Genomic DNA, 24836 nt, shown 5'->3' with positions numbered 1-24836 from the left:
CAGCCCGCGCGCGCCCGAGCCGGGCCTCCCGGTCAGGCCGCCGCCAGCGGCAGCCCTATCAACTCGGCGGAGCCGCTGCGGTTGTGGCGCTCCTGCCACTGCTCCAGGGCGCTGCGACAGGCGTGGTCGAGGTGACGCACGCCGGAGAGGTCAAGCCGGACGGGACGGTCCCCGGGCAGCTCCGCCAGGGATTCCAGGGTCTCCAGCAGCCGGGGCAGCCGGAGGAAGGTGGCGTTCCCGCTCAGGGTCACCCGGACCGGACCGTCGGCCGGATCGGTGACCGCGATGTGCAGGTGCGAAGTGTCCCAGGCGCTCTTGAGCACCGCGAGGAGCAGACCGAGCAGCACGCCTTCGAGCAGGTTGGTCATCACGATGGCCACCGCGGTCACCGTCAGGATCGCCGCTTCGCCGCGATCGGCCCGCCAGAGCGGGCGCAGCGCACGGACCGGGACCAGCTTGGCACCGGCGTGCACCAGGACGCCGGCCAGGGCGGCGACCGGGACGACTGAGAGCGCGGCCGGGAACAGCGCGGCGAAGAGCAGCAGCCAGGCGCCGTGCAGCACCCGGGAGGCCTTGGTGCGGGCACCGGCTTGCACGTTGGCGGCACTGCGGACGATCACGGCGGTCATCGGGAGCGCGCCGAGGACTCCGCAGACGGTGTTGCCGACGCCCTGGGCGAGCAGTTCCCGGTCGTAGTCCGTGCGCGCGCCGTCGTGCAGGCGGTCGACGGCCGCGGCGCTGAACAGGCTCTCGGCCGAGGCGATCAGCGCGAATGCGAGCGCCGTGCCGAGGACGCCGACGCTGCCGAGCGCCGCGAGGTCGGTGCCGCCGGGCAGGTGGACCACCCCCGCGAGACCGGCCACCCGGACCCGGGCGACGGGCAGGTCGGACAGGGCGGTGACGGCCGTCGCGGCGGCGACGGCGGCGAGCGGTGCGGGCACCACGCGGACCCGGGCGGGCAGTCGCGGCCAGAGCACCAGGACCAGCACCGTCCCGGCCCCGATCGCGGCGGCGGCGAGGGCGTGCGGGCTCCTGGCGGCCTCGACGGCGAGGCGCGGCAGGCCCGCCAGTTTGCCGAGCCCGTCGGCCGGCCCCTTAGCGTCGGCCAGGGCGTAGAGCTGACCGGCGATCAGGACGAGGCCGATCCCGGCGAGCATGCCCTGGACGACGGAGACGGATATCGCCCGGAAGAGTCGGCCGAGCCGGGCCGCACCCATGACGAGTTGAAGCAGGCCGGCCACCGCGGTGATGACGCCGAGCGTGGCGAGGCCGTGCTCCTGGACGGCGGCGAGGACCAGCACGGTCAGGCCGGCGGCGGGGCCGGACACCTGGAGGCTGCTGCCGGGCAGCAGCCCGGTCACCAGGCCGCCCACGATGCCGGTGATCAGGCCGAGTTCGGCCGGCACGCCGGAGGCGACGGCGACGCCCACGCAGAGCGGGAGCGCGACCAGGAAGACGACGACGGAAGCGGGGAGGTCAGAGCGCAGAGTGCTCAGCCGAAGGGCGGGACGACGGGTCATCGGGTCCTCGGGAGAGTATCGGTGCGGACGGTGTCGGTGCGGACGGTGTCGGTCCGGACGATGTCGGTGCGGACGATGTCGGTGCGGACGGTGTCGGTCCGGAGGGTGGTGGTGGCGCGGTGTGCGGGGCCGGGTGGGATGCCGTGGGTCACCGGCGGGTCACACCGGTTCACAGCCGCTTCACAGCGGCAGGAAGAGGTCGGCGTCGGGCTGGTGGGCGAGCACCAGCCCGGTGTGGATCTCGTAGAACCAGCCGTGCAGCCGGATGCCACCCTCGCGCAGCCGTCGGGCCACCGTCGGATAGCCGCGCAGGCGGTCCAGCTGAGCGAGGACGTGACGCTGCACGGGGCTGGCGACCGTGGGGTCGAACACGTCGGCCCCGTCCGCGCCGAGTTCGGCCGGGTCGGCCTGGCGCAACCAGGCGCGGACGGCGGGGACGACGCTGAGGTCCTCGCCGCGGACCACGGCGCCGACGGCACCGCAGTGCGAGTGGCCGCAGACCACGATGTCACGGACGCCGAGCACCTCGACGGCGTACTCGATGGTGGCGGCCTCCCCCGAAGCCCGGTCGGCCCGGTAGGCGGGGACGATGTTGCCCGCGGTACGGAGTTCGAAGAGGTCGCCGGGGTCGGCGCTGGTGATCAGGGCGGGCACCACGCGCGAGTCCGAGCAGGTGATGAAGAGGGCCTGGGGTGCCTGGCCGGCGGCGAGGCCGGTGAGTGCCCGGCCGGCGTCGCCGGCGCGCTGCGGAAAGGCCCGGGCCCGGTCGATGAGCGGATCCATGGAGTTGGTGCCTCCTTCGTGCCCCTGTGGCTTCCGCGGAGGGGCGATGGACGGGGGGGCGGTGCCTCGGAGCCGAGTGCTCCGGGCGGAACGGGTGGCGTCAGCACGACGACCGCGGCACGCCGCTGGGCCGCGCCGTCGTCGGTGCCGGTCCGGCGACCTGATGAAGCGTCAAGACCGAGTAAAGCATGGCTATGGGAAGGGCAAAGACCCGTTCCGGGCGCAAGTTGTGCGGATCTCGTCAACATCCTGTCGCCCCGGATGACAGGGGGCCTTCCGCTCCGGCAGCCCGCGGCCCAGCGGCGAACGAATCCCGGACGGGCGACGACCTCCGCCGCGACGGTGGCGACTGACGGACGGCACCGACGGCGTCGCGCCGGCGGTCGCGCGGAGGAAACCGGGGCCGGAACGGCAACCTTTCCGGCCCCGGCGGCCACTGAGCGGTGAACGTCGACTCGATCTACCGAATTGGATGGGCATGAGGGACACGAAACACGCCGCTCCCCGGGCACGGCGCGGGCGAGGGCCGGTCAGGGGCGTCCCGTTGGCGGTGGCGGCCGTCGGGGTACTGGTGTGCCTCGGCCTCTCGCTCCTCCTCGGGAACGGGTCCGGCACCGGCACCGCACAACCGGCCGCCGCCTCCGTCGCGGCCACCGAGCCCGGCTCCCCACCCGTCTCCGGCACCTCGGTCGCCGTCACACCCTCGGCCCCGCCGTCCTCGGCCACCAGCCCCTCACCCTCGGCCTCGCCCTCGGCCGGCGGCTCGCCGTCGCCGTCGGCCCCGCCCACGGCGCGGCCGACGGCCTCCACCACCGTCCCGTCCCCCTCCGCCGCCACCAGCGGCGCCCGTACGGTGGCCTCCACCGCCCCCCTGGCCGGGCGGATCAAGCCGGGAACGAGCTACTCGGGCGTCGCCACCTCCTACGACGCCGCCGACGGCAACGGCGCCTGCCTGTTCGGCCCGTCCGACGACCTCATGGTGGCGGCGATGAACCACACCGACTACGACTCCTCCAACGCGTGCGGGGCGTACGTACTCGTCCGCGCCGCCAACGGGGCGAGCGTCACCGTGCGGATCGTCAACGACTGCCCGCTGCCCTGCGCGCCCGGGCAGCTCGACCTCAGTCACCAGGCCTTCGCCGAGCTCGCCGAGCTCTCGGTGGGCCGGCTCCCGATCACGTGGACGCTGCTGAGCCCCGCCGTGGCGCCGGCGACCATGTCGATCCGGTACAAGACCGGCTCCAGCCAGTGGTGGTGCGGGATCCAGGTGATCGGCCACCGGAACCCGGTGGCCGCGCTGGAGGTCCGAACCGGCGGCGGCTGGCGGAGATTGTCCCGCACCGACTACGACTACTTCCTCTCCCCCGACGGCAGCGGATGCGGCGGAACGATCAGGGTCACCGACATCTACGGGGAGCAGCTGACCGTCGACGGGCTCGCGGTGAAACCGGACGTCGCCCAGCCGACGAGCGTCCAGTTCGCCCGGCGTTGACCGCGCTGATCGCCCCTCGGCCGCCGGTCGCGCCCCTCCGGGGGCGGACACCGGCCCCGGAAGGGCGCACTGCTAGGCTCATGCCGATTGTTAACGCTCACATTGTAGGGAGAGGGCGACCGGGGGACATGCTCCTCGATGACACCTCCACGGAATTCCACGACTTCTTCGACCGCCACTACGCCGAACTCGCCCGTCTCGCACACCTCCTGACCGGTGAGGCGGACGCGGCCGACGACCTCGCCGCGGACGCTCTGCTCGCACTGTGGCAACGCTGGGACCGCCTCCGCGCGGCCGACCACCCGCTCGCCTACGCCCGCGGGGTGGTCGCCAACATGGCCCGGGAGCGGATCCGCAGCGCGATCCGCGAACGGCGCCGGGTCCTGCTGTTCTGGACCCGCAGCCCGGAGAGGACCGACGGACCGGACGTGGCGGGCGTACTGGACGTCCGGGCGGCCCTCGCCCGACTACCGTTCCGCAAGCGGGCCTGCGTGGTGCTGCGGCACGCCTTCGACCTCTCGGAGAAGGACACCGCCGCGGCGCTGGGCATATCGGTCGGTACGGTGAAGAGCCAGACCTCGAAGGGGATGGCCGCGTTGGAGAGAGCGCTCGGCGCACGAGCGGTCGGCGAACTGACGACGGGAAGGAGGAACCGGTGAACGAGCACATCGCCCGGCAGCTGCGCGAGGCCGCCGAGGCCCACCAGCCCGACAGGGCAAGGATGCTGACCCGCGTGCAGCGCGGCGCCGCCGGTCCCGTCGTCCGTCACCGTGCGCGGTCGGGCCTACGGTCCTGGCCCAAGCTCGCGCTCGCCGGTCTCGCCGCCGTCGGCGCCCTGGCCACCGGCGGACTCGCCGTGGCCGGCATCACCCCCTGGACCCCGCAACCGACGGACACCGTCACCACGGCACCGGCCGAGCCCTCGCCGACGGCCATCCCGACGCCGACGCGGTCCGCTCCCCCGCCCGCGGCCCCGGCACCGGCGGTCACCACGCCGCCCACCGCCACCCCGGCCGTCCCCCGCCCGACCGCGTCGGCGAGCAGCCGGACCCAGAACGGACCGCTCTGGGCGGAGGGGTCGATCGACCCGCACAGCACCGTCTACTGGGCCCAGAACGACCTCACGCTCAGGACCACCCAGCCGCTCACCGCGCTCACCGTCGAACTGCGCGTCGCGCAGACCGGCGACGTGCGCGACACCGGCAACTGGCGGACCCTGCCCGTCGACGACTTCACCGTCTCCGTCCAGGAGTCCGGCGGCGCACTGCTCTACCGCTGGGTGCTCAAGCCGGGCCGCACCGTCCCGGCCGGGCAGCACGAGTTCGCCGCCCAGTACAACCACGCCACCGGCGTGCGCGGTTCCACGAACGACGGCTACCGCGTGGAGGCCCAGTCCGCGGGCGGCTCCGCATCCGTCTGGGGAGGCTTCCCGCCGGGCCGGTGAGGGGCCGGACGGCTCCGCCTCAGGGACACGGAAGGGGCGCCCGCTCGACTGGGCGGGCGCCCCTGTTCCGGCTCGAACTCCGGCCTGCCGGATCACCCCGGCCGCACCTGACCGGCCGTCGGTGTCAGGCGCCGACCGGTTCCGCCGCGGTGGCGAGGGACTCCGGCGCCGCCGAGGTGGCGGGCTTGCGCATGCCCTTGAGCAGGACGACCACCGCCGCGGTGACCACCGTGCCCGCCGCGATCGCGACCAGGTACAGGAACGGGCTGCCGATCAGCGGGAGCACCCAGATCCCGCCATGTGGGGCCCGAAGGGTGGAGCCGAAGGCCATCACCATGCCGCCGGCCGTCATGCTGCCGACGATGCTCGCCGGGATGACCCGCAGCGGGTCCGCCGCCGCGAACGGGATCGCGCCCTCGGTGATGAACGAGGCTCCGAGCACCCAGGCCGCCTTGCCGTTCTCCCGCTCCTCGGCGGTGAACAGCCTGCGCCGGACGACGGTGGCCAGGGCCATGCCCAGCGGCGGGGTCATACCGGCGGCCATCACAGCGGCCATCACCTTGAGGCTGCCGGCGTCCGGCGTGGTGCCCGCCGTGGTGAGCGCACCGGCCGCGAAGGTGTACGCGACCTTGTTGAGCGGACCACCCATGTCGAAGGCCATCATCGCGCCGAGCAGCAGGCCGAGCAGGATCGCGTTAGAGCCGGAGAGGCCGTTCAGCCAGTCGGTCAGGCCGTTCATCGCCGAGGCGATGGGCGAACCGACCACCACGAACATCAGGAAACCGACCGCCGCTACCGACACCAGCGGGATCACCACGACCGGCATGACGCCCTTGACCGCGCGCGGCACGTTCCAGCGGATCATCCACAGCACCAGGAAGCCCGCGGCCAGGCCCGACACGATGCCTCCGAGGAAGCCCGCGCCGACCGCCACCGACACGGCGCCCCCGGCGATGCCGGCGGCCAGCGCCGCCCGGTCCGCGACCGCCCAGGCGATGTATCCGGAGAGGACCGGGACCAGGAAGCCGAACGAGGTCTTGCCGGTCTGGAACAGCATCGCCGCCCAGCTGTGCGAGGAGGTCCAGTCGAAATGGCCCAGCACGGACGGCGCGGAGGCGATCTGGTAACCGCCGATCGCGAAGGCGAGGGCGATCAGCAGACCCCCAGCCGCCACGAAGGGGATCATGTAACTGACGCCCGTCATCAGGTACTTGCGCAGCCGCTGGGCCCAGTGCTCACCCGTCGGCGTGGCCGGAGCGGGAACCGGTGCGCCGTCGGGGCGCCTGCCCCCGCCGTGCTCGGCCACCAGCCCGGCGGCCTGGGCGATCAGGTCGTCGGCGCGGTTGACGGCGGCCTTCACCCCCACGTCCACGGTCGGCTTGCCGGCGAAGCGGGCCCGGTCCCGGACCTCGACGTCATGGGCCAGGATCACCGCGTCGGCAGCCGCGATCACCTCGGGCGCGAGCACCGTCGTCCCGGCCGACCCCTGGGTCTCGACCTCGATCCGCGCACCCGCCCGGGCGGCGGCCAGTTCCAGGGCCTTGGCGGCCATGTAGGTGTGGGCGATCCCGGTCGGGCAGGAGGTCACGGCGACCAGCCGCAGTTCGCCCTGCGGAGCGGCCGCCTCCGGAGCCGTCTCCGGAGCCGGGGACGGGGACGGGACCGGAGTCGGCACCGCTTCCGGAGCGACGGCCGGCGCCTCCTCGCCGTTGATCAGGGCCGCGACCGCGCCCGGGCTCCCGGCGTCGCGGAGGGCACCGGTGAAGGCGGGGTCCATCAGTCGGCGGGCCAGCGCGGCGAGGATCTGAAGGTGGGCGTCGTCCGCGCCGGCCGGCGCCGCGATCATGAAGATCAGGTCGGCCGGCCGACCGTCCGGGGCGTCGAAGTCCACGCCCCTGGTGCTGCGGCCGAAGGCCAGGCTCGGCCGGGTGACGTGTGCCGATCTGCAGTGCGGGATGCCGATCCCGTCCCCCATCCCGGTCGGGGCCTGGGCCTCCCGGGCGGCCACGTCGGCGAGGAAGCCGTCGAGGTCGGTCACCCTGCCCTCGGCGACCAGCCGCTGGGCGAGGGAGCGGAGGGCTTCGCCCTTGTCCGTCGGGGCGAGGTGGAGATCAACGAGTGCGGGTGCGATCAGTCCGCTGGTGTCGCTCATCGTGTCGGTCCTTCGACTGGTGCCTGTCAGTCTTCCCTTGCCCCCGGGAATGGTCGCCCTGCCGTCCCACACGGTCGGGCGTGCTGCCTCCGGCTGGAGGCGTTCTCAACCGCGGAGCGGTCGTTCGAGCGGGATGTCCGCCGTCACGACCACCGCGGCCGGGTCCAGATCGGCCGGGGTCGGCATGACGCTCCCCGGCAGTCGCACGGCGGCGGCGCCGTGCGCCAGGGCCGCCGCCAGCGCCTCGGGACCGGTGCCACCGGCTCCGAGGAAACCCGCGAGGGAGGCGTCGCCCGCTCCCACGTCGCTGCGCACGACGGCAACCGGTGCGCTGCCGTACCAGCCGCCCTCCTCGGCGATCAGCAGCATCCCGTCCGCGCCGAGGCTGGCCAGGACCTGCTGGGCGCCGCGCTTGCGCAGTTCCCCGGCCGCGTCCACGGCGTCGCCGACGGTCGTCACCTGGCGGCCCACCGCCTCGGCGAGTTCCTCCCGGTTGGGCTTGACCACGTCGGGACGGGCCGAGAGCGCGGCGAGCAGCGCGGGACCGGAGGTGTCCAGGGCGATGCGGGCGCCGCCCGAATGCACCTGGGCCACCAGCTCGGCGTACCACTCCGGCGCCAGTCCGCGCGGCAGGCTGCCGCAGCAGGCCAGCCAGTCGACGCCGTTCCCGGCGCCCCGTCCGATCCGCTGGGTGTCGCGGACGAGCGCCAGCAGCGCGGCCGACTCGGCGGCGCTGAGCTCGGGGCCCACCGCGTTGACCTTCGTGAGGCTGCCGCCGTCCTCGGCGATCGAGACGTTGATCCGGGTGTCGCCCGAGATCGCGACCGCCGCGACGTCGATGCCCTGGCGGCGCAGCAGGTCGGCGAGCAGCTGCCCGGAGAGGCCGCCGAGCGGCAGGACGGCGGTGGTGCGGTGGCCGGCGGCCGTGAGCGCCCGGGAGACGTTGACGCCCTTGCCGCCGGGGTCGAGCCGGTCGTGTGCGGCGCGGTTGACCTCGCCGAGGGCGAGCGTTCCCAGCTCGTAGGTGCGGTCGAGGCTGGGGTTCGGGGTGATGGTGACGATCATGCGCGGATGACTTCCGGTCCGTGGTTCTCGATCTCGGCGGCCTGCTCGTCGGTCAGTCCAGTGTCCGTGACCAGCACGTCGACCTGGTCCAGCGAGCCGAACCGGGCGAAGTGGCGGACACCGTACTTGGAGGAGTCGGCGACGAGCACCACCCGGCGGGCGCCGGCCAGCATGGCCCGCTTGACGGCCGCCTCGGCGAGGTCCGGCGTGGACAGACCGCCCTCCACGGCGAAGCCGTTGGTGGCGACGACCGCGACATCCGCGTGGACGTCGGCCAGGTCGCGCAGCGCCCAGGCGTCGACGGCGGCCTGGGTGCGGTGCCGCAGCCGCCCGCCGACCAGGTGGAGGGCGAGCTCCGGGTGGTCGGCCAGCCGGGCCGCGACCGGGAGGGCGTTGGTGACGACGGTGAGGGCGCAGTCTGCGGGCAGCAGACCGGCCAGCCGGGAGACGGTCGTCCCGGCGTCCAGGATGACGCTGCCCTCGCTGGGCAGCAGGGCCAGGGCCGCTCTGGCGATGCGCTCCTTCTCGGCCGCGGCGGTCGAGTCCCGTTCGGCGAGGCCGGGCTCCAGGTGCAGTGCTCCGGCGGGCAGCGCGCCGCCGTGCACCCGGTGCAGCAGACCGGCCCGGTCCAGGGCGCTCAGGTCACGCCGGATGGTCTCCTGCGTGACGCCGAAGTCCTCGGCCAGCGTCGGCACGTCCACCCTGCCCTGTCTCTGGGCGAGGCGGAGGATCTGCTGCTGTCGCTCCGGTGCATACATGTGGTTTCGGGTCCGTTTCATGTCCGTTCATGCCTGATGAGGCCCGACCATACGCGCTCGCACCGAAAAAGCAAGAGCTTGTTCCGCCTCCGCTTCGACCGGCACAGAATGTCCGAATGTGTTGACATCCCTCGGCAACCGGGCGTAAAACCAATCGAACAACACGCCAACGGGCGTGAAACCACGCACCGCCCGGTTCCGCCACTGCCCCCGTACCGCGAGGACCAGGCACGAACACGGTGGCCCGCGCCTCACCCTCCGCGCGGCCACCGTGCCCATCTCCGCCGGCCCGGCTCCCACCCGGGTCGGCGACCGTCTCCCCGAGGAAATCCGATGCACTCGATCCAGGTCACCGTCGGCTCCGCGAGCGGCCTGCACGCCCGCCCGGCGTCCACGTTCGTCAAGGCCGCCGCCCAGCAGCCGGCCAAGGTCACCGTCGGCCGCCCGGGCCAGACCCCGGTCGACGCCCGCAGCCTGCTCTCCGTCCTCGCCCTGGCAGCCGGCCGCGGCGAGACCCTGGAGCTCACCGCCGACGGCGACGGGGCCCAGGACGCGGTCAAGGCGCTCGCCGAGCTGCTCGCCTCCGACCTCGACGCGACGGCATGAAGCGAGCCGGGCTCATGAGCTGTCCGATGCGCGGCATCGGCGTCGGCAGCGGCAGTGCGGCAGGCCCCGTCGCCCGGATGGCACCCGCGCCGACGCTACCCGCACCGAGGCCTGTCACCGACCCGGCGGCCGAGGCCGCGGCCGTCCGCGCCGCCCTCGGTGCGGTCGCCGCCGACCTGGACGAGCGCGCCGTCCGCGCGAGCGGCCCCGGCTCCCAGGTACTCGCCGCCCAGGCCATGATGGCCGCCGACCCGGCCCTCGCCGACGGGGCGGCCGCCCTCGCCGAGCAGGGCACCGACGGCGCCCACGCGCTCACCGCCGCCTTCGACGGCTTCCGCACCGCGTTGGCCGCCGCCGGCGGGTACTTCGCGGAACGCGTCGCGGACCTGGACGACCTGCGCGACCGCGCCGTGGCCCGCCTGCTCGGTCTGCCCGTGCCCGGCCTGCCCGATCCCGGCCACCCGTACGTCCTGGTCGCCGACGACCTGGCGCCCGCCGACACCGCCCTGCTCGACCCCGAACGGGTGCTGGCCCTCGTCACCGTCCGCGGCGGGCCGACCAGCCACACCGCCATCCTCGCCAAGGCGCTCGGCCTGCCCGCCGTGGTCGGCTGCGCCGACGCCGCGGCACTCACGGACGGCTCGCAGGTCCTGGTGCACGGCGCGGACGGTGTGGTCGAGCCCGACCCGAGTCCGGAGGCGGTCGACCGGGCCGCCGAGCGCGAGCGCCGTCGCCGCGAGGTGTCGGCCGGATTCCGGGGACCGGGCCGGACCGCGGACGGTCACCCGGTCGCGCTGCTGGTCAACCTCGGCGCACCGTACGAGCTGCCCGGCGCGGCCGCCGCCGACGCCGAGGGCGTGGGCCTGTTCCGCACCGAGTTCCTCTTCCTGGACCGCGCCGAGGCACCGGGCCTCGCCGAACAGGCCGCCGCCTACCGGCAGGTCTTCGCCGCCTTCACCGGCCGCCGCGTCGTCGTCCGCACGCTGGACGCGGGCGCGGACAAGCCGCTGCCCTTCGCGAGCTCCACCGACGAGGAGAACCCGGCGCTGGGCGTCCGCGGCCTGCGGACGGCAGCCCGCGACCCGCAGCTCCTGGAGACCCAGCTCGCCGCGATCGCCCAGGCCGCCAAGGACAGCACCGCGCAGGTCTGGGTCATGGCCCCGATGGTCTCGATCCCGCGCGAGGCCGCCGAGTTCGCCGCCCTGGTCCGCGCGCACGGCCTGTCGCAGGCCGGCGCGATGATCGAGGTCCCGGCAGCCGCCCTCCGGACCGACCGGCTCGCCGAGGTCTGCGACTTCTTCAGCATCGGCACCAACGACCTCGCCCAGTACACCTTCGCGGCCGACCGGACGCTCGGCACGCTCGCCGAGCTGCTCGACCCGTGGCAGCCCGCTCTGCTCGGGCTGGTCGCCACCGCCGCCGGATCGGCCGCCGAGCACGGCCGGCCGATCGGCGTCTGCGGCGAGGCCGCCGCCGACCCGGCGCTCGCCCTGGTCCTGGTCGGCCTCGGGATCACCAGCCTGTCCGCCGCGCCCGCCGCGCTCCCCGAGGTGCGGGCGGCGCTGGCCGCCCACACCCTCGCGCAGTGCCGCGAACTCGCGGAACTGGCCCTGCTCGCCGATGACGCCGCCACCGCGCGCGACCTGGTCCGGTCGCGGATGGCAGGGCGCGGTGAGGAGCAGCCGCCCACGGCTGGGTGACAAGCGGTCACGGGCGTTCCACGACAGCGCTCGGCCAATGGAACACCCCGGCCGTCCGGAGCCCCGTGCGACTCCGGACGGCCGGCGGGTCAGGAGGACTGCCGCACCACCAGCTCCGTCGGCAGCTCCAGCCGGGACAGCTCCCGCTCCTCGCCCGCGATCTGCCGCACAGACGTCGCCCTCAGTTCCGACGGGCGGCTCCTGTTCTGCGCCAACCAGGGCTCCGACACCCTGACGGCCTTCCAGCGCGACCCGGCCACCGGGCACCTGACCCCCGCCTGCGAGCCCCTCGTGATCACTGAGCCCACCTCCGTCCTGTCGATCGGCCCCTGACCGGCGCAGGCCGGCACCCTACGACCCGGAGCCCCCGTGACCGGCCACCAGACCTCGCAGCGCGTCCCCGTCGAGCAGGAGTGCGCCGGAGCCCTGGTGATCGCCGCCTCGATGGTCGGCGGGGTGGCGGCCGGACCGGCTCCGGGCACGGCCATCGAGTGGTCCGGGATCCGCACGGTGCCGCTCCTCCTCGAGGCCCTGCCGGCCCTGTGGCTGATCCGCGCCACCCGCGGCCCGACCGCCGGACGAGACGGCAGCAGCCCGCACCCCCACCCGCGGTGGGTGCGGGCGCGGGCTGCTGCCCGTCGCCCCGGTTACCGGGCGTCCGGCTCGTGGACCTCGACGATCCGCTCGAAGAAGTACTCGTGCTTGAGGAAGGAGACGTCGTACTCGTGGCCCGGGTACGGCGGGATCAGCTGCGCGGCCTGGAAAAGCCGCCGGCCGTCCTGCAACGCCTCCAGCCGGATTCTCGCGGGCCGCGGCAACCTTTCCGGTACCGGCGACAACCAAGTGTCGTCCGGCCAGGAGGTCCGGTCAGAGGCAGCGGCTGAAAGAGAGCACTGATATGTCCCCCAGCCCCTCCACGCCGTCGGAGGCGTCTCCCCCCAGCGGCCACGGCCACCGTCGCCCGTCGTTGCGCTCAGCCGCCCCGGGGCGACGGCAGACTCATCGTCGCCGTCGGCTGTACCAGCGCCGGGGCTTCTGGGCGGCCGTCGGCCTTGCTGTCGTGGGCGGCTCCGTGGTCGTGGTCAACACGGCCTCCGCGGGAACCGTGAGCGTGGACACCAAGCCCTGGTACCTGCTGGTCAACCGCAACAGCGGCGAGGTCCTGGACGGCCTCAACTACGCCGCCAACGACGGTGCGCCGGCGGTCCAGTGGGCCCGTCACGACGGAACCAACCAGCAGTGGCGGTTCATCGACTCGGGTGACGGCACCTACCGGCTGCAGAACCGCAACTCCGGCAAGGTGCTGGACGACTACGGCTGGTCGAAGACCGCGGGCTCCACCCTGGTCCAGTGGCACGACCTGAACGGCGCCAACCAGCAGTTCCACCTGGAGCAGTCGTCGGACGGCTACGTGCGCCTGATCAACCGCCACAGCGGCCTGGCCGTCGAGGTCCAGGACGGGTCCAGGGCCGACGGAGGCCGCGTCGCCCAGTACCACGACCGGGGCGGCGCCAACCAGCAGTGGCAACTCGTCCCGGTGGGCAGCACCGGCGGCGCCGGGACCGCGGGAGGCTCCGACAGCGTCGCCATTCCCACCAATCCTGCCAGGCCCACCAGTCCCGTCCTGCCCACCACCCCGGGCCACAGCACTCCGACGAGCCAGGCCCCGAGCAGCACCCGACCGACGGCGCCGTCGGCTCCGGCTCCGGCTCCGGCCGCCGGCGGCAGTGGCGGGGGCAGCGCCGTGGCGACCCGCTTCATGGGCAGCAGCACGGTACTCGTCGGCGGCTCGATGAACGACGCCTCGGCGACCGCCGCGCCCTTCGACGTGCGGTACAACTACGTGCACAGCCAGCCCGCACCCTCGTCGGACTACTACACGGCCTCGCGCTGCAAAGCCGAGTGGTCGAGCTGGTGGGGCTGCTGGAGCGGCGAGACCACGGCGCCCGGCTTCTACGTGACCTGGGGCGACGACCACGTGGCCCAGGCGACGTACCAAGGCAAGCCGCGCCCGCAGAAGTACTTCTGGACCTGGTACTCGCTGCGCGACCTCGGGGACCTGGCGGGCCAGGGCGACGGTCCGGGCGAGGTCGTCGCCATCAACAGGACCGACCTGCTCACCCGCTACCTGAACGACTACCGCTTCTTCCTGCAGAAGATCGGCACCTCGCAGGACATGATCGACATCGAGCCCGACTTCTGGGGCTACGTCCGCTCGCTCGGCGATCCGCACAAGGTCGCCGCGCAGGTCACGGCCTCGAACCCGACGGACTGCGGATCACAGGAGAACAGTGCCGTCGGCCTGGTCCAGTGCATGATCGCGATGGCGCACAAGTACGCGCCGAACACCGGCGCGGGGCTCCACCTCACCTGCTGGGACTGGACGACCAACATGCGGGGATGCGCCAAGGACTACACGGAACTCGGGGCGAAGAACGCCGACTTCCTGGTCGCCGACGTGGTCGACCGCGACGCCGGCTGGTACGCGAAGCCGGAGCACGGCGGCCGTGACACCTTCTGGAACGACCGGAAGGCCGACGCCGCGCTCGGGTGGTACAAGACGATGGCCGAGACCGTGGGCAAGCCCGTGGTCCTGTGGCAGATCCCCGTCGGCAACATGGCGCAGAACAACACCCTCAACCACTACAAGGACGACAAGGTGGACTGGCTCCTCTCGCACATGGACCAGGTGGCGAACGCGCACGTCGCCGCCCTCCTGTTCGGTGCGGGGCAGCAGGAGCAGACCGGGATCGAGACCGACGGCGGAAACCTGATCAACAAGACGATCGCCTACCGCAACTCGGGCGGTACACCGCTCAGGTAGACGCTCGCAGCCGACCGAGGCGTTCTCGGCACGGTGCGCCCAGGCGCCTGAGCCCGATCCGTGCGGACCGGGCTGAGGCGCAGCGGGCGTCAGGCGAGCCGCTCAGCTGCCCGGGTTCACCGTCGGGAACAGCTGGGCGAAGGTGTCGAAGGCGGTGGCGATGTCCGCCTCGGCCCAGAACCGGTGGTAGTTGAAGACGCCGCAGGAGACGCCGGTGGACGCCGCCGCGGCGGGCACCGTGACGGCACCGCCCGCCGCTCCGACCAGGAATCCCCGCCCCGCGCCGGCGGGAACGCCCGGTCCCTTGACGCTGATCGTTCATCCGGCCAAGCTGGCAGGGGTGGTGGCCCGGCGCGGGTGGTGGCCCGGCACGGGTGACGGGTCCGAGGGTGGAGTTCCCCTGTCGAGGATCGATTCAGGACGGCCCCATGCCCCAACCCTTTCGCAGCAACGACGCGGCGCCGACGCTGGCCGAGGTCGCCCGTCGCGCCGGTGTCTCCACGGCGACCGCCTCCCGGGTGCTCAACCGTTCCGCCCGCGTCTCCACCGAGGTGACGGCCCGGGTGGAACGGGCGGTGCACGAGCTGGCGTACGTCCGCCGCCGGGCGCCCCGCACCCGGGCGACCGGCGTGGTGGCCGTCGTCGTCTTCGCCGATCCGCTGCAGTACCACGCGGACGCCTTCCCGGTCCGGCTGCTGGCCGGGCTGCGGCGCTCCCTGCCGGGCACGGAACGGGAGTTGGCCGTGTTCACGGTGCCCAGGCGCTCCCGGCGGCCACCGCTGGTGCGCTACCTGTGCGGCGGCCACGTCGACGGTGTGCTGCTGGTCGGCCCCTGGGGGGACACCGCGCTCGCCCGGCTGCTGCACGCGGCCAGGGTGCCCGTGGTGTCACTGGGCCGGCCGCCGGAGCCGGGCACGGTGGCCTTCGTGGACGCCGACAACCTCACCGGCGCCAGGGACGCGGTGCAGCGGCTGTACGCGTCCGGGCGCCGCTCGGTGGCCACCATCGCAGGGCCGCCGGACACCGCGGCGGGCGCGGACCGGCTGGCCGGCTACCACCAGACGGTGGCCGCCGTGGCCGCGGCACGGCCGGCCGTGGCGTACGGCGATTTCAGCGGCGCCTCCGGTGAGCACGCGATGCAGTGGCTGCTGGACCAGCGCCCCGACGTCAACGCGGTGTTCGCCGCCTCCGACCAGATGGCCGCGGGAGCCCTCAGGGCCCTGCGGCGGCGCGGCCGGCGGGTCCCCGAGGACGTCGCGCTGGTCGGCTTCGACGACTCTCCCCTCGCGGCGCGGTGCCGGCCGGGGCTGACCACCGTCCGCCAGCCGGTGGAGGAACTCGGCTCCCGTGCCCTGGACCTGCTGCTGCGGAACCCGGCCTGCGGCGAATCGTTGGTGCTGCCCACCCGGCTGGTCGTCCGGGCGTCGGGCTGAACGCGCCGCGCACCCGGGGCCGCCGGGTGCGCCCGCGCCGTGCCCGGTGCCCGGCGGGCATCCCGCCGGGCACCCGTCGCCGGTACCGGTCGGCCTCGAAGCCGCCGAGGGCCCTGGCGGACGACACTACCGACCCCGGGCGCCGCCGCCCGTCAGGAACGGGACGTCCGTCCACTGCTTGATCTCTTCGCCGAGGTTGTTGTGGTTCAGGATCGGGTCGGCGGTTCCGTGCCACAGCTGCACGCGCGGACGCGGACCGCTGTAGCCGGGATACCCCGTGTTGCGGACCAGCCCGCCCCACTCCTGCGGGCTCATCGAGACCTGGCCCTGGGCGCAGGCCGGGTTCCAACCGCGTACGGAGCCGGTGTAGAAGCAGTGGTAGGGCACTCCCATGAACGCCGCGCCCGCCTTGAACACCTCGGGGTAGTCGGCGAGCATGACGTTCGTCATCATCCCGCCCGAGGACTCTCCGGTCACGTACACGGCGTCGGCGTTGCCGCCGTAGTACTGCTCCGTGTAGGTGATCATCGGCATCAGCCCGGTCGGGTCACTGCCGCCCTTGCGGGTCAGCGCCTGGTCCGAGGAGACGTCCCAGCAGCTTCCGCTCGGGTTCGTCGAGGGGTGATGACCAGGAACCCGTAGCGGTCGGCCAGCGACCCGAAGTCGGTGCTGGAGTACAGGTACGGGCCCGTCCCCTGGCACCCGTGCAGGGCCAGCAGGATCGGCGGGTTGGCCCTGACGCCGTTCGGCACGTACAGGTGCATCAGCAGACCGGTCGGGTTGGTGCCGAAGTCCGTGATCTGCGTCAGCGAGGCGGCGAGCCCGGCGAAGGGGGCGGCGGCCCTGGGGGGCGGGGGCGGTCCGGGAGGCGGCGGTGGCCTGGGGGGCGGTCCGGAGGCTCAGGCCGACCGCGAGGCCGACCGCGGCGACGATGCCCAGGAGACGGGACGGTAACGAGCGGGATCGGAACATGGGACCTCTCCGTCGGGGCACGGAATTGCCATGGACGTGGGGGGAAGGTTCCGCCGGCGGCCGCCGCGGTCACGGATCAGGCGCACCGGAACTCCGCGTGCAGGCGCCGGGTGTGGTCCAGGACTCGGACCGGGCCGTCCAGGCGGACGGTGGCGGTGAGCCGGACGTCGGTGCTGGAGGCGGCGACCCGCAGCTCCAACTCGCCGGGCTCGACGATGCGTCGGCCGTCGCGTCCGGTGAAGGACGCGAGGTCGGCGGGGACGCGGACCCGCACCCGGGTCCGCTCCCCCGCTGCGAGGGGGATCCGCCGGTAGCCGATCAGCCGCCGGATAATGACCTGGCCGCCGGCCGCCCGCGCCCGCGGCACCGAACCATCTGAGAGGCGGAGGACGGATGACCCTGGAGGCAGGACGACGCGTCAGGCTGACGGCGGACCTCGGGATCGGTGAGGCCTTCACCCAGGAACCCGGTGAGCCGGGGGCCGGGGCCGTCGTCGGGTTCCTCTCTCTGGGGGCCGGGGCCGAGGGCACCGTCGAGCGGGTGGACGGCGAACTCCCGGAGAGCGAGGAGGCCCGCGAGTACCAGCGGCTCAAGGCGCTCTTCGAGGACTACGGGCACACCATGCCGGAGGCCAGCCGGGAGCGGCTGGAGGCACAGATCGCCGCACTGGAGCCGGAGTGGGCCGCACACCGGGCGCGCGGAAGCCGGGTGACGGTCCGGGTCCGCCTGGACAACGGCTTCGTCCTGGACGGTGTACACCAGGACGTCCTTGCCGCAGTGTGAGAGGACGTCAGTGCACCCCGCGAGCAGGGGAGGAAGAGCGATGCCCGATTGGTCGGGAGGCAAGGCGGTGCCCGAGGTGACAGGAGGCGAGGCGGTGCCCGACATGACCGGCGGGAGTGCCGACCGCGACGCGGCGGCTCCCGACGAGACCAGCCCGAGCGGGACGACCCCCGGTGAGGCTCCGGCCGCGGCCCAGCGGGAAGAGGAAGCCGAGAGCGCGCCGAACGACTGAGGCACAGCTGACCTGCGGCGGCCGGGCCCCGGCCGCCGCGGTGTTGCGTCCGCAGCGTCCGCTCCCGCTACGGGATCCGAACAGGCGGGTTGATCCGCGCCCGCTGGGCGAGGAGTTCGGCGAAGGCCACGGTGAGCGGGTCGGGCCGGGTGCGGGTGTAGGCGGTGAGGGTGCGGCGGATCGGCGGGTCGGGGCGGAGCAGGAGGCCGTCGAAGTGCGGCGGGATGATGTCGGCGGGCACCAGGGCCGGGCCGAGACCGGCCGCGGCGAGCAGCGGCGCGGCGGAGGTCTGTTCGGCGCGGACCGCCGCCCGGGGGTGGAAGCCCGCGCGGGCGCAGGCCTGGTCGAGCAGGTCGGCGAGGCCGTTGTCGGGGGCGTAGTGGACCCAGGCGCGGTCGGCGAGGGCGCCGAGTGGGACGGAAGCGCCGGACGGGCCGTCGGCGACCAGCGGGTCGTCGGCGGCCGACGAACCGTCGGCGGCCAGGGGATCGTCGGCGGCCAGGACGACCGTGAACTCCTCGACGCCGAGTTCACGGATCGGCCCCTCCCAGCCTTCCGGTGCCGGTCCGACGGCGAGGTCGGCCCGGCCCGCGGCCATGGCCTCCTGGAGCCGGTCGGCGTGCGCGTACTCGCGCAGCCGGATCCGCACGCCGGGGTGCCGGCGGCGCCAGGCCCGTAGCACCGGCGGCAGGATGCCGAGGCTGACCGAGTAGACGGCGGCGACCTCCAGTTCCCCCTCCTCCAGCCCGGTCGCCCGCCGGGCGACCGCCTGCAGCCGGTCGGCCTCGGCCAGCGCGGCGCGGGCGTGCGGCAGTACCGCCCGGCCCGTCGGGGTGAGCCGTACCGAACGCGGCAGCCGTTCGAGCAGCGGGCCGCCCAGCGCAGCCTCCAGTGCCCGGATCTGGTGGGACAGCGCGGGCTGGGTGACGTGCAGTTGCTCGGCGGCGCGGGTGAACGAGCCGGTGTCGACCACGGTGACCAGGTATTCGAGCTGGCGGAGCGTCGGTGTTGCCATGAAGGAATCTTATGGCTGCGGTAGAGAACATGCCTTGGACTCATCACCGGAGGTCGGGAGAGAGTCGTGGTGCGGCCGCCGCAGGGGAACAGCGGGCGGCCGAATCCCCCGATGACTCGAGCTCGAAGGAGTACTCCCGTGTCCGATGGCACCTCTCTGCAGGGACAGCGGCTGGTCGTGGTGGGCGCCGGTTCGCGCACCGGACGGGCCCTGGCCAGGGCCGCTTCGACGGCCGGCGCCGCGGTGGTGCTGGCCGGCCCCGATCCGCGCAAGCTCGAGTGGACGGCCGGCGAGCTGACCGGGCCGTCCGAGGTGATCGCACTCGACCTCACCGACGAGCGCTCGATCGCCGACTTCGCCCGGCAGGCCGGCCGGTTCGATCACCTGGTCTCGACCGCCGCGATGCCCGCCAACGGCCCACTGAAGGACCTCGAACTCGCTGACGTGCAGCGGGCGTTCGCCGCCAAGGTGATCGGCCCGATGCTGCTGGCCAAGCATCTGGCAGGACAGGTGTCCGAGCGCGGGTCGTTCACCTTCTTCTCCGGTGTGGCCGCCTGGCGCCCGGCGCCCGCGCGCACGGTGATGGCCACCACCAACGGCGCGCTGGCCTTCCTGGTGCAGGCGCTGGCGGTGGAGATCGCCCCCGTCCGGGTCAACGCGGTCTCCCCCGGCATCGTCGACACCGGCTCCTGGGACGGCCTGGGCGCCGACAAGGAGGCGTTCCTGCGCGGGGTGGCCGAGCGCAACCCGGCCCGCCGCGTCGGCAGCACGGAGGACCTGGTCAAGGCCGTGTTCTACGCCGTCGACAACCCGTACGTCACCGGCACCGTGCTGCACGTCGACGGCGGTGGCCGGCTCGCCTGACCGGCCGTCCGTCCCCATCCCACCCGATCCGAGGAGCAACTCCCCATGCCCTGGCGCACCCTGACCCGCCCCGCCGCCGTGGCCGCAGTCGTGGCGAGCCTGGCGGCCGGCACCGCCGCCGCTGCCCCCGCCCACCACGACGGGCGCCCCGAGCCCACCACGCACGCCTGGCCTCAGCGCCTGGTCGACCGCTCGCCCGACCTGGTCCAGCCGCAAGCGCTCACCGTGGACCGCTCGATCGGTGCCCGGCGCGCCGCCCAGGAAGTCCGTCTGGCGCAGCAGTTGTACACCTTCTGGAACACCGGACAGCAGCGCTACCTGGACGCGGCGATCAGCCCCCGGTTCCGGGACGACACCCTGCCGCCCGGCCGCCCCCAGGGCCCGGCCGGGCCGCTCGCCGCCTCCAGGACCTTCCGGGCCGCCGTGCCGGACCTGACCTGCGAGCTGTCCGACGTCCTGGTCGCCGGCGACAAGATCACCGCCCGGCTGGTCTTCCGCGGCCACTTCACCGGCACCTTCAACGGCGTCCGGGGCGGCGGCCAGAGCGTCGAGTTCAACGCCATCGACATCCAGCACGTCGGCGCCGACAAGATCGTCGAGGACTGGCACATCGAGGACAACCAGACGCTGCTGTCCCAGCTGGGCATCCGCGGCTGACGGCCCCGGAACGCGCCCCGGGCCGGGCCAGGACCACATCGGTCCCTGGCCCGGCCCGCCCGGAGCTGCCACCATGGCCTGATGCGCATTCTGATCATGGGCGGCACCAGGTTCGTCGGTTACCACTTCGCCCGGGCGGCCCTCGCCGCCGGGCACGACGTGACGGTGCTGCACCGGGGCAGGTCCGGTGCCCACCTGCTCCCGGACGCCACCCACCTCATCGCCGACCGCGACGACGACCTGTCCGTCCTGCGCGGCCTCGCCTGGGACGCCACCGTGGACGTCAGCGCCTACTTCCCGCGCCAGGTGCGGCAGTTGGCCGCCGCCCTGGACCCCGGCGCCGCCGGACGCTACCTCCTGGTGTCGTCCATGGCCGTCTACGACGAGCCGGCCGCCCCGGGCTTCACCGAGGACTCCCCGCTGCTCCCCGCCGAGGGCCCCGAGCCCGAAGCGATCACCGCCGCCAGCTACGGCGTCCTCAAGGTCCAGTGCGAGCGGGAGGCCCGGGAGTCCTTCGGCCCGGACGTGCTGCTGGTGCGTCCGACCTACGTGATCGGCCCCGAGGACTACACCCACCGCTTCGACCACTGGGTGCAGCGGCTCGCCCGGGGCGGCGAGGTACTGGCCCCGGGCCGGCCCGACACCCCGATCCAGGTCGTCGACGCCCGCGACCTCGCGGACTGGATGCTCGGCCTGCTCGACCGGGGAGCCGCCGGCGCCTTCCACGCCGCGACGCCCCCGCCCTTCACCATGGGCGACCTGCTCGGCGCCGTCGCCTCGGCGGTCGCCCCGCCCGGCACCACGCTCACCTGGGTGGACGACGACTTCCTCCGCACGGCCGGCGTCCAGGACCAGGCGCTGCCGCTGTGGAGCACCAACCCGCTGATCCGCGCCACCGGCACCGCGGACCCGGCCGCTGCCCTCGCCACCGGCCTCAAGCTCCGGCCGGTGGCCGACTCCGCCCGCGACATCCGGCCGTTCGACCCCCTGCCGCAGACCCTGACCCCGGACCAGGAGGCCGAGCTCCTCACCGCCTGGCACCAGCGCTGAGCCACCGACTCCCCGTCAGGTCGAACCGCCGGGTCGAGCCGCCGGGTCGAACCGTCGGGCCGGCCCGACGGGGAGTCAGCGGGGGCTCAGTCGAGCGCCGTGTCGGTGAGCCCGAGGCGCAGGTGCTCGATGTGGTAGACGGCCTGGTCGAGCAGGGCGGCGACGTGGTTGTCGTAGAGCGCGTAGACGACCGAGCGGCCCTGCCGCCGGCCGACCACCAGGCCGAGGTTGCGCAGCAGCCGGAGCTGGTGGGAGCAGGCCGACTGCTCCAGCCCGACCTCGGCGGCGAGTTCGGTGGCGGCGCAGGGGCCCTCGCGCAGGCGGGAGAGGATCAGCAGGCGCGAAGGGGTAGCCAGGGCCTGAAGGGTGGTGGCCACCCGGGCAGCACTGGCTTCGTCCAGGCGGGTGTGCGGGACGGCGGTTGCGGGGGCGGCTCCATGACCCATGCGGGCAATAGTACAACTCATACATGAAGGACGGTTCATATGTTCATGTATGGTGGATGAGTCACTGGCCCCGCCCTGCCCCGAAGGGTCCCGCCCGCATGCCCACCACCCTGATCGAGCGACCAGCGCCCCTCGTCGCGCCGCGTCCCGACACCGCCCCGCGCCGTCGCACCCGGGTTTTCGCCCTGCCCGAGGCCCGCTGGGCCGCCACCGCCACCGTGCTCTTCCTGATCGCGCTGCCGCTCCAGCTCACCGGCGCCCCCGCCTGGGCCTGGGGCCCGCTGTACGCCCTGGCGTACGCCACCGGCGGCTGGGAGCCCGCCTGGGCCGGCCTCCGGGCACTGCGCGAGAAGACCCTCGACGTCGACCTGCTGATGATCGTCGCCGCCCTCGGCGCCGCCGTCGTCGGCCAGGTCATGGACGGCGCGCTGCTGATCGTCATCTTCGCCACCTCCGGCGCGCTGGAGGCCCTGGCCACCGCCCGCACCGCCGACTCGGTGCGCGGACTGCTCGACCTCGCCCCGGCCACCGCCACCCGGCTGCTGGACGACGGCGCCGAGGAGAACGTGCCGACCGAGCTGTTGGCGGTCGGCGACACGATCCTGGTGCGCCCCGGCGAGCGGATCGGCGCCGACGGGCGGGTGCTGGACGGCGCGAGCGAGGTCGACCAGGCCACCATCACCGGCGAGCCCCTGCCCGCGGCGAAGGAGGTCGGCGACGAGGTGTTCGCCGGCACCCTGAACGGCACCGGCGCGCTGCGGGTGAAGGTCGAGCGCGACGCCTCCGACTCGGTGATCGCCCGGATCGTCGCCATGGTCGAGGAGGCGTCGGAGACCAAGGCGCCCACCCAGCTGTTCATCGAGAAGGTCGAACAGCGCTACTCGATCGGCATGGTGATCGCCACCCTCGCGGTCTTCGCGGTGCCGCTCGCCTTCGGCGCGGCCCTCACCGGCTCGCTGCTGCGGGCCATGACCTTCATGATCGTCGCCTCTCCGTGCGCCGTGGTGCTCGCCACCATGCCGCCACTGCTCTCCGCGATCGCCAACGCCGGACGGCACGGCGTGCTGGTGAAGTCCGCGGTGGTCATGGAGCGGCTCGGCCAGATCGACGGCGTCGCCCTCGACAAGACCGGCACCCTGACCGAGGGCACGCCCCGGGTCACCGACCTGCGCCCGCTCACCGGCTCCGGGCTCACCGAGGACGGCCTGCTCGCCCTGGCCGCGGCGGCCGAGCACCCCAGCGAGCACCCGCTCGCCCGCGCCGTCGTGGACGCCGCCCGGACCCGCGACCTGCCCCTCACCGCCGCCGAGGACTTCTCCTCCGCCCCCGGCATCGGCGTCACCGCCACCGTCGACGGCCGCGCCGTCGCGGTCGGCGCCCCGGCCCGGCTGCTGAGCGAGGACGAGAACGAGGAAGAGGACGCCGTCGCCGCCCGCGCCGCCGCCATCGCCGCCGAGTTGGAGAGCGGTGGCCGCACCGCCGTCCTGGTCGAGGCCGACGGTGTGCCGGTCGGCGTGCTCGGCATCGCCGACCGCCTGCGCCCGGACGCCGCCGCCACCGTCACCGCGCTCACCTCCCTGACGGGCACGGCGCCGGTGCTGCTCACCGGCGACAACCCGCGCGCCGCCGCCCGTCTGGCCGCCGAGGTCGGCATCACCGACGTCCGCGCCGGGCTGCTCCCCCAGGACAAGGTCACCGCCGTCCAGGAACAGAAGGCGGCCGGCCGCAAGGTCCTGGTCGTCGGTGACGGCGTCAACGACGCGCCCGCCCTGGCCGCCGCCCACACCGGCATCGCGATGGGCCGGGCCGGCTCCGACCTGGCGCTGGAGACCGCCGACGCCGTCATCGTGCGCGACGAACTCGCCACCGTCCCCGCCGTGGTAGCGCTTTCCCGGCGGGCCCGCTCCTTCGTCGTGCAGAACCTGGCGGTCGCCTCGGTGTTCATCTCCGTACTGGTGGTCTGGGACTTGGTCGCCACCCTCCCGCTGCCGCTGGGCGTCCTCGGCCACGAGGGCTCGACCGTCATCGTCGGCCTCAACGGCCTGCGGCTGCTGCGCGAGGCCGCCTGGACCAGGGCCCGCGCCGGGGGCTGAGCCCCTCGCCACCGAGAGGCCGCCGCCCCGGCTCGGAGGCGGCGGCCCGCTGCACGTCGGAGGCGCCAGGAGCGCAAGGGGCGTCAAGAGGGGTGTGACAATCCGCCGGGTGTCGGCGCTGAACAGTCACGACCGGTGCACCGCCCGATCCAGCAGGGATCGGCGCGTGCCGTCGTGGCAGCACGCGAACCGACGACCCCTGGACCCGACACCGTGACCGTCAAGCCGTACGACCCGTGGCCCTTCGCCGAACGACCGCCCCACCCCTCGGAGGCCCCTGGGCACCTCCCCGGCACTCCGGACGGCGGAGCGGTCCACGGAGCGCCGACCGGGTACCTCGCCGTTCCGGCCCATCCCACCGCGTACCTGCCAGGAGCCGGCGAGGCGGATCCGCCCACCGCCGAGCTGCCCCCGGTCGCCCCGGCTGTGGACCCGCAGACGGAATTCCCGCCCCCGCCGGTGTTCGTGGACGCCTCCGGCCGCCGACAGCGCCGGATCCGCCGACTCGGAGCGGTCCTGGCCGTTCCGGCGGGCGGGTACCTGGCCCTGCTGGCCAGCGCACTGCTCGGCGGTCCCACCGTGAACGCGCCGTTCCTCCCCCTGCCCCAGCCGCCCGCGCCCAGCGCACCTGCCCCGGAGGCCACGCCGTCCGAGGCGCCGTCCGCCGCCCCGCAGGCCGCGGCCCCGCCCGACGCCGAAGGCACGCAGGCACCCGCCCACCGGGGCGGTGCCACCCCGGTGGGCCTCCAGCACCCGCCGACGGCAGGTCCGGCCGGGCCTGCCCCGGCCCAGCACACCCCCGCGGCCACCACCGCGCCCGCTCCGGCCACCACCCCGGCGGCACCTGCGGCCACCACGCCGACCGGCGCGGCCACCCCCACCCCCGGGCACGGCCGCCCGACCACCTCGCCGGGCAAGGGACCGGGCAAACCCTGACCCCCCGACCG

Annotated in this window: 28 protein-coding genes and 2 pseudogenes; 16 read left to right on the top strand and 14 right to left on the bottom strand. The window is 74.2% G+C overall.

The window, feature by feature from the left end; translation table 11 throughout:
* Positions 1-32: 32 nt before the first annotated feature.
* The 3 genes from ACH4J0_RS24555 to ACH4J0_RS24545 are packed head-to-tail and all read right to left on the bottom strand — an operon-like array spanning position 33 to position 2303.
* A complete protein-coding gene (locus ACH4J0_RS24555; RefSeq protein WP_396242693.1) occupies positions 33-1520 on the bottom strand; it encodes a SulP family inorganic anion transporter in 1488 nt (495 codons plus the stop codon).
* Entirely contained in the window at positions 1517-1672 is a 156-nt protein-coding gene (locus ACH4J0_RS24550) for a hypothetical protein (RefSeq protein ID WP_396242692.1), read from the bottom strand. The genes ACH4J0_RS24555 and ACH4J0_RS24550 overlap by 4 nt, the downstream gene beginning before the upstream one ends.
* Positions 1673-1700: 28 nt before the next feature.
* The gene (locus ACH4J0_RS24545; protein ID WP_396242691.1) at positions 1701-2303 is read right to left on the bottom strand and encodes a carbonic anhydrase; all 603 of its coding nucleotides are present in this window, start codon (positions 2301-2303) and stop codon (positions 1701-1703) included.
* A 478-nt stretch (positions 2304-2781) separates the two neighbouring features.
* Here ACH4J0_RS24545 and ACH4J0_RS24540 point away from each other — a divergent pair, with 478 nt between their 5' ends.
* The 3 genes from ACH4J0_RS24540 (at position 2782) to ACH4J0_RS24530 (ending at position 5239) form a co-directional block, all read left to right on the top strand.
* Entirely contained in the window at positions 2782-3795 is a 1014-nt protein-coding gene (locus tag ACH4J0_RS24540) for an expansin EXLX1 family cellulose-binding protein (RefSeq protein WP_396242690.1), read from the top strand.
* 128 nt (positions 3796-3923) lie between these two features.
* Positions 3924-4454, top strand: coding sequence for a SigE family RNA polymerase sigma factor (locus ACH4J0_RS24535; RefSeq protein WP_396242689.1), 531 nt, complete (start codon positions 3924-3926; stop codon positions 4452-4454).
* Positions 4451-5239, top strand: coding sequence for a hypothetical protein (locus tag ACH4J0_RS24530; RefSeq protein WP_396242688.1), 789 nt, complete (start codon positions 4451-4453; stop codon positions 5237-5239). The genes ACH4J0_RS24535 and ACH4J0_RS24530 overlap by 4 nt, the downstream gene beginning before the upstream one ends.
* Positions 5240-5363: 124 nt before the next feature.
* On the opposite strand, the gene ACH4J0_RS24525 is transcribed toward ACH4J0_RS24530, so the two are convergent.
* The 3 genes from ACH4J0_RS24525 to ACH4J0_RS24515 all read right to left on the bottom strand — a co-directional run bounded on the left by ACH4J0_RS24525 (position 5364) and on the right by ACH4J0_RS24515 (position 9214).
* Complete coding sequence (locus ACH4J0_RS24525) at positions 5364-7391, bottom strand: fructose-specific PTS transporter subunit EIIC (RefSeq protein WP_396242687.1); 2028 nt, start codon at positions 7389-7391, stop codon at positions 5364-5366.
* Between the two features lie 105 nt (positions 7392-7496).
* The gene (gene pfkB / locus ACH4J0_RS24520) at positions 7497-8456 is read right to left on the bottom strand and encodes a 1-phosphofructokinase (RefSeq protein WP_396242686.1); all 960 of its coding nucleotides are present in this window, start codon (positions 8454-8456) and stop codon (positions 7497-7499) included.
* Positions 8453-9214 (bottom strand): DeoR/GlpR family DNA-binding transcription regulator, encoded by a 762-nt coding sequence (locus tag ACH4J0_RS24515; protein ID WP_396242753.1) that lies wholly within the window; start codon positions 9212-9214, stop codon positions 8453-8455. Before ACH4J0_RS24515 ends, pfkB begins: the two co-directional genes overlap by 4 nt.
* Before the next feature lie 333 nt (positions 9215-9547).
* Here ACH4J0_RS24515 and ACH4J0_RS24510 point away from each other — a divergent pair, with 333 nt between their 5' ends.
* Both ACH4J0_RS24510 and ptsP read left to right on the top strand, forming a co-directional pair.
* Positions 9548-9820 (top strand): HPr family phosphocarrier protein, encoded by a 273-nt coding sequence (locus ACH4J0_RS24510; RefSeq protein WP_396242684.1) that lies wholly within the window; start codon positions 9548-9550, stop codon positions 9818-9820.
* Between the two features lie 26 nt (positions 9821-9846).
* The gene (gene ptsP, locus ACH4J0_RS24505) at positions 9847-11520 is read left to right on the top strand and encodes a phosphoenolpyruvate--protein phosphotransferase (protein WP_396242683.1); all 1674 of its coding nucleotides are present in this window, start codon (positions 9847-9849) and stop codon (positions 11518-11520) included.
* Between the two features lie 89 nt (positions 11521-11609).
* Here the strand turns inward: ptsP and ACH4J0_RS24500 are convergent, their stop codons facing one another.
* On the bottom strand, positions 11610-11735 hold the full coding sequence (locus tag ACH4J0_RS24500; RefSeq protein WP_396242682.1) for a hypothetical protein: 126 nt from the start codon (positions 11733-11735) through the stop codon (positions 11610-11612).
* On the opposite strand from ACH4J0_RS24500, the gene ACH4J0_RS24495 reads away from it, so the two are divergent.
* Together ACH4J0_RS24495 and ACH4J0_RS24490 are read left to right on the top strand one after the other, a co-directional pair.
* Positions 11680-11853: a beta-propeller fold lactonase family protein gene (locus tag ACH4J0_RS24495; RefSeq protein ID WP_396242752.1), complete on the top strand. Its 174-nt coding sequence runs from the start codon at positions 11680-11682 to the stop codon at positions 11851-11853. The genes ACH4J0_RS24500 and ACH4J0_RS24495 overlap by 56 nt on opposite strands.
* An 84-nt stretch (positions 11854-11937) precedes the next feature.
* Positions 11938-12084 (top strand): annotated as a pseudogene (locus tag ACH4J0_RS24490) (MFS transporter); the annotation flags it as partial.
* An 83-nt stretch (positions 12085-12167) separates the two neighbouring features.
* On the opposite strand, the gene ACH4J0_RS24485 reads toward ACH4J0_RS24490, so the two are convergent.
* Positions 12168-12305 (bottom strand): hypothetical protein, encoded by a 138-nt coding sequence (locus ACH4J0_RS24485; protein WP_396242758.1) that lies wholly within the window; start codon positions 12303-12305, stop codon positions 12168-12170.
* Positions 12306-12580: 275 nt separating this feature from the next.
* Between ACH4J0_RS24485 and ACH4J0_RS24480 the strand changes: the two genes are divergently transcribed.
* Entirely contained in the window at positions 12581-14344 is a 1764-nt protein-coding gene (locus ACH4J0_RS24480; protein ID WP_396242681.1) for an RICIN domain-containing protein, read from the top strand.
* 102 nt (positions 14345-14446) lie between these two features.
* Here ACH4J0_RS24480 and ACH4J0_RS24475 read toward each other — a convergent pair whose 3' ends face one another.
* A complete protein-coding gene (locus ACH4J0_RS24475) occupies positions 14447-14581 on the bottom strand; it encodes a hypothetical protein (RefSeq protein WP_396242680.1) in 135 nt (44 codons plus the stop codon).
* A 191-nt stretch (positions 14582-14772) separates the two neighbouring features.
* Between ACH4J0_RS24475 and ACH4J0_RS24470 the strand changes: the two genes are divergently transcribed.
* The gene (locus ACH4J0_RS24470) at positions 14773-15777 is read left to right on the top strand and encodes a LacI family DNA-binding transcriptional regulator (protein WP_396242679.1); all 1005 of its coding nucleotides are present in this window, start codon (positions 14773-14775) and stop codon (positions 15775-15777) included.
* A gap of 126 nt (positions 15778-15903) precedes the next feature.
* Here the strand turns inward: ACH4J0_RS24470 and ACH4J0_RS24465 are convergent, their stop codons facing one another.
* The 3 genes and pseudogenes from ACH4J0_RS24465 to ACH4J0_RS24455 form a co-directional block, all read right to left on the bottom strand.
* The gene (locus ACH4J0_RS24465; protein ID WP_396242678.1) at positions 15904-16305 is read right to left on the bottom strand and encodes a prolyl oligopeptidase family serine peptidase; all 402 of its coding nucleotides are present in this window, start codon (positions 16303-16305) and stop codon (positions 15904-15906) included.
* A gap of 38 nt (positions 16306-16343) precedes the next feature.
* Positions 16344-16541, bottom strand: coding sequence for a PHB depolymerase family esterase (locus ACH4J0_RS24460; protein ID WP_396242677.1), 198 nt, complete (start codon positions 16539-16541; stop codon positions 16344-16346).
* Between the two features lie 284 nt (positions 16542-16825).
* Positions 16826-17080, bottom strand: a pseudogene (locus ACH4J0_RS24455) (fibronectin type III-like domain-contianing protein); the annotation flags it as partial.
* A 62-nt stretch (positions 17081-17142) separates the two neighbouring features.
* Between ACH4J0_RS24455 and ACH4J0_RS24450 the strand changes: the two are divergent.
* Both ACH4J0_RS24450 and ACH4J0_RS24445 read left to right on the top strand, forming a co-directional pair.
* Positions 17143-17532: a hypothetical protein gene (locus tag ACH4J0_RS24450; protein WP_396242675.1), complete on the top strand. Its 390-nt coding sequence runs from the start codon at positions 17143-17145 to the stop codon at positions 17530-17532.
* Between the two features lie 40 nt (positions 17533-17572).
* Positions 17573-17764, top strand: coding sequence for a hypothetical protein (locus ACH4J0_RS24445; protein WP_396242674.1), 192 nt, complete (start codon positions 17573-17575; stop codon positions 17762-17764).
* Between the two features lie 67 nt (positions 17765-17831).
* Here ACH4J0_RS24445 and ACH4J0_RS24440 read toward each other — a convergent pair whose 3' ends face one another.
* A complete protein-coding gene (locus ACH4J0_RS24440; protein WP_396242673.1) occupies positions 17832-18779 on the bottom strand; it encodes a LysR substrate-binding domain-containing protein in 948 nt (315 codons plus the stop codon).
* 138 nt (positions 18780-18917) lie between these two features.
* Between ACH4J0_RS24440 and ACH4J0_RS24435 the strand changes: the two genes are divergently transcribed.
* The 3 genes from ACH4J0_RS24435 (at position 18918) to ACH4J0_RS24425 (ending at position 21350) form a co-directional block, all read left to right on the top strand.
* The gene (locus ACH4J0_RS24435) at positions 18918-19643 is read left to right on the top strand and encodes an SDR family oxidoreductase (protein ID WP_396242672.1); all 726 of its coding nucleotides are present in this window, start codon (positions 18918-18920) and stop codon (positions 19641-19643) included.
* Between the two features lie 45 nt (positions 19644-19688).
* Entirely contained in the window at positions 19689-20300 is a 612-nt protein-coding gene (locus tag ACH4J0_RS24430; RefSeq protein ID WP_396242671.1) for an ester cyclase, read from the top strand.
* 81 nt (positions 20301-20381) lie between these two features.
* Positions 20382-21350: an NAD-dependent epimerase/dehydratase family protein gene (locus ACH4J0_RS24425; protein WP_396242670.1), complete on the top strand. Its 969-nt coding sequence runs from the start codon at positions 20382-20384 to the stop codon at positions 21348-21350.
* An 86-nt stretch (positions 21351-21436) separates the two neighbouring features.
* Here ACH4J0_RS24425 and ACH4J0_RS24420 read toward each other — a convergent pair whose 3' ends face one another.
* Positions 21437-21796: an ArsR/SmtB family transcription factor gene (locus ACH4J0_RS24420; RefSeq protein WP_396242669.1), complete on the bottom strand. Its 360-nt coding sequence runs from the start codon at positions 21794-21796 to the stop codon at positions 21437-21439.
* Positions 21797-21894: 98 nt separating this feature from the next.
* On the opposite strand from ACH4J0_RS24420, the gene ACH4J0_RS24415 reads away from it, so the two are divergent.
* Positions 21895-23889 (top strand): heavy metal translocating P-type ATPase, encoded by a 1995-nt coding sequence (locus tag ACH4J0_RS24415; protein WP_396242668.1) that lies wholly within the window; start codon positions 21895-21897, stop codon positions 23887-23889.
* Positions 23890-24102: 213 nt separating this feature from the next.
* Positions 24103-24825 carry a hypothetical protein gene (locus ACH4J0_RS24410; RefSeq protein WP_396242667.1) on the top strand — a complete coding sequence of 241 codons (723 nt, stop codon included), beginning with the start codon at positions 24103-24105 and terminating at the stop codon, positions 24823-24825.
* The last annotated feature ends 11 nt before the right edge of the window (positions 24826-24836 follow it).

This window comes from Kitasatospora sp. NPDC017646, assembly GCF_044329365.1.
Classification (GTDB): domain Bacteria; phylum Actinomycetota; class Actinomycetes; order Streptomycetales; family Streptomycetaceae; genus Kitasatospora.
The sequence above is the reverse complement of the archived record's forward strand: the minus strand, read 5'-3'. Positions and strand labels throughout refer to the sequence as shown.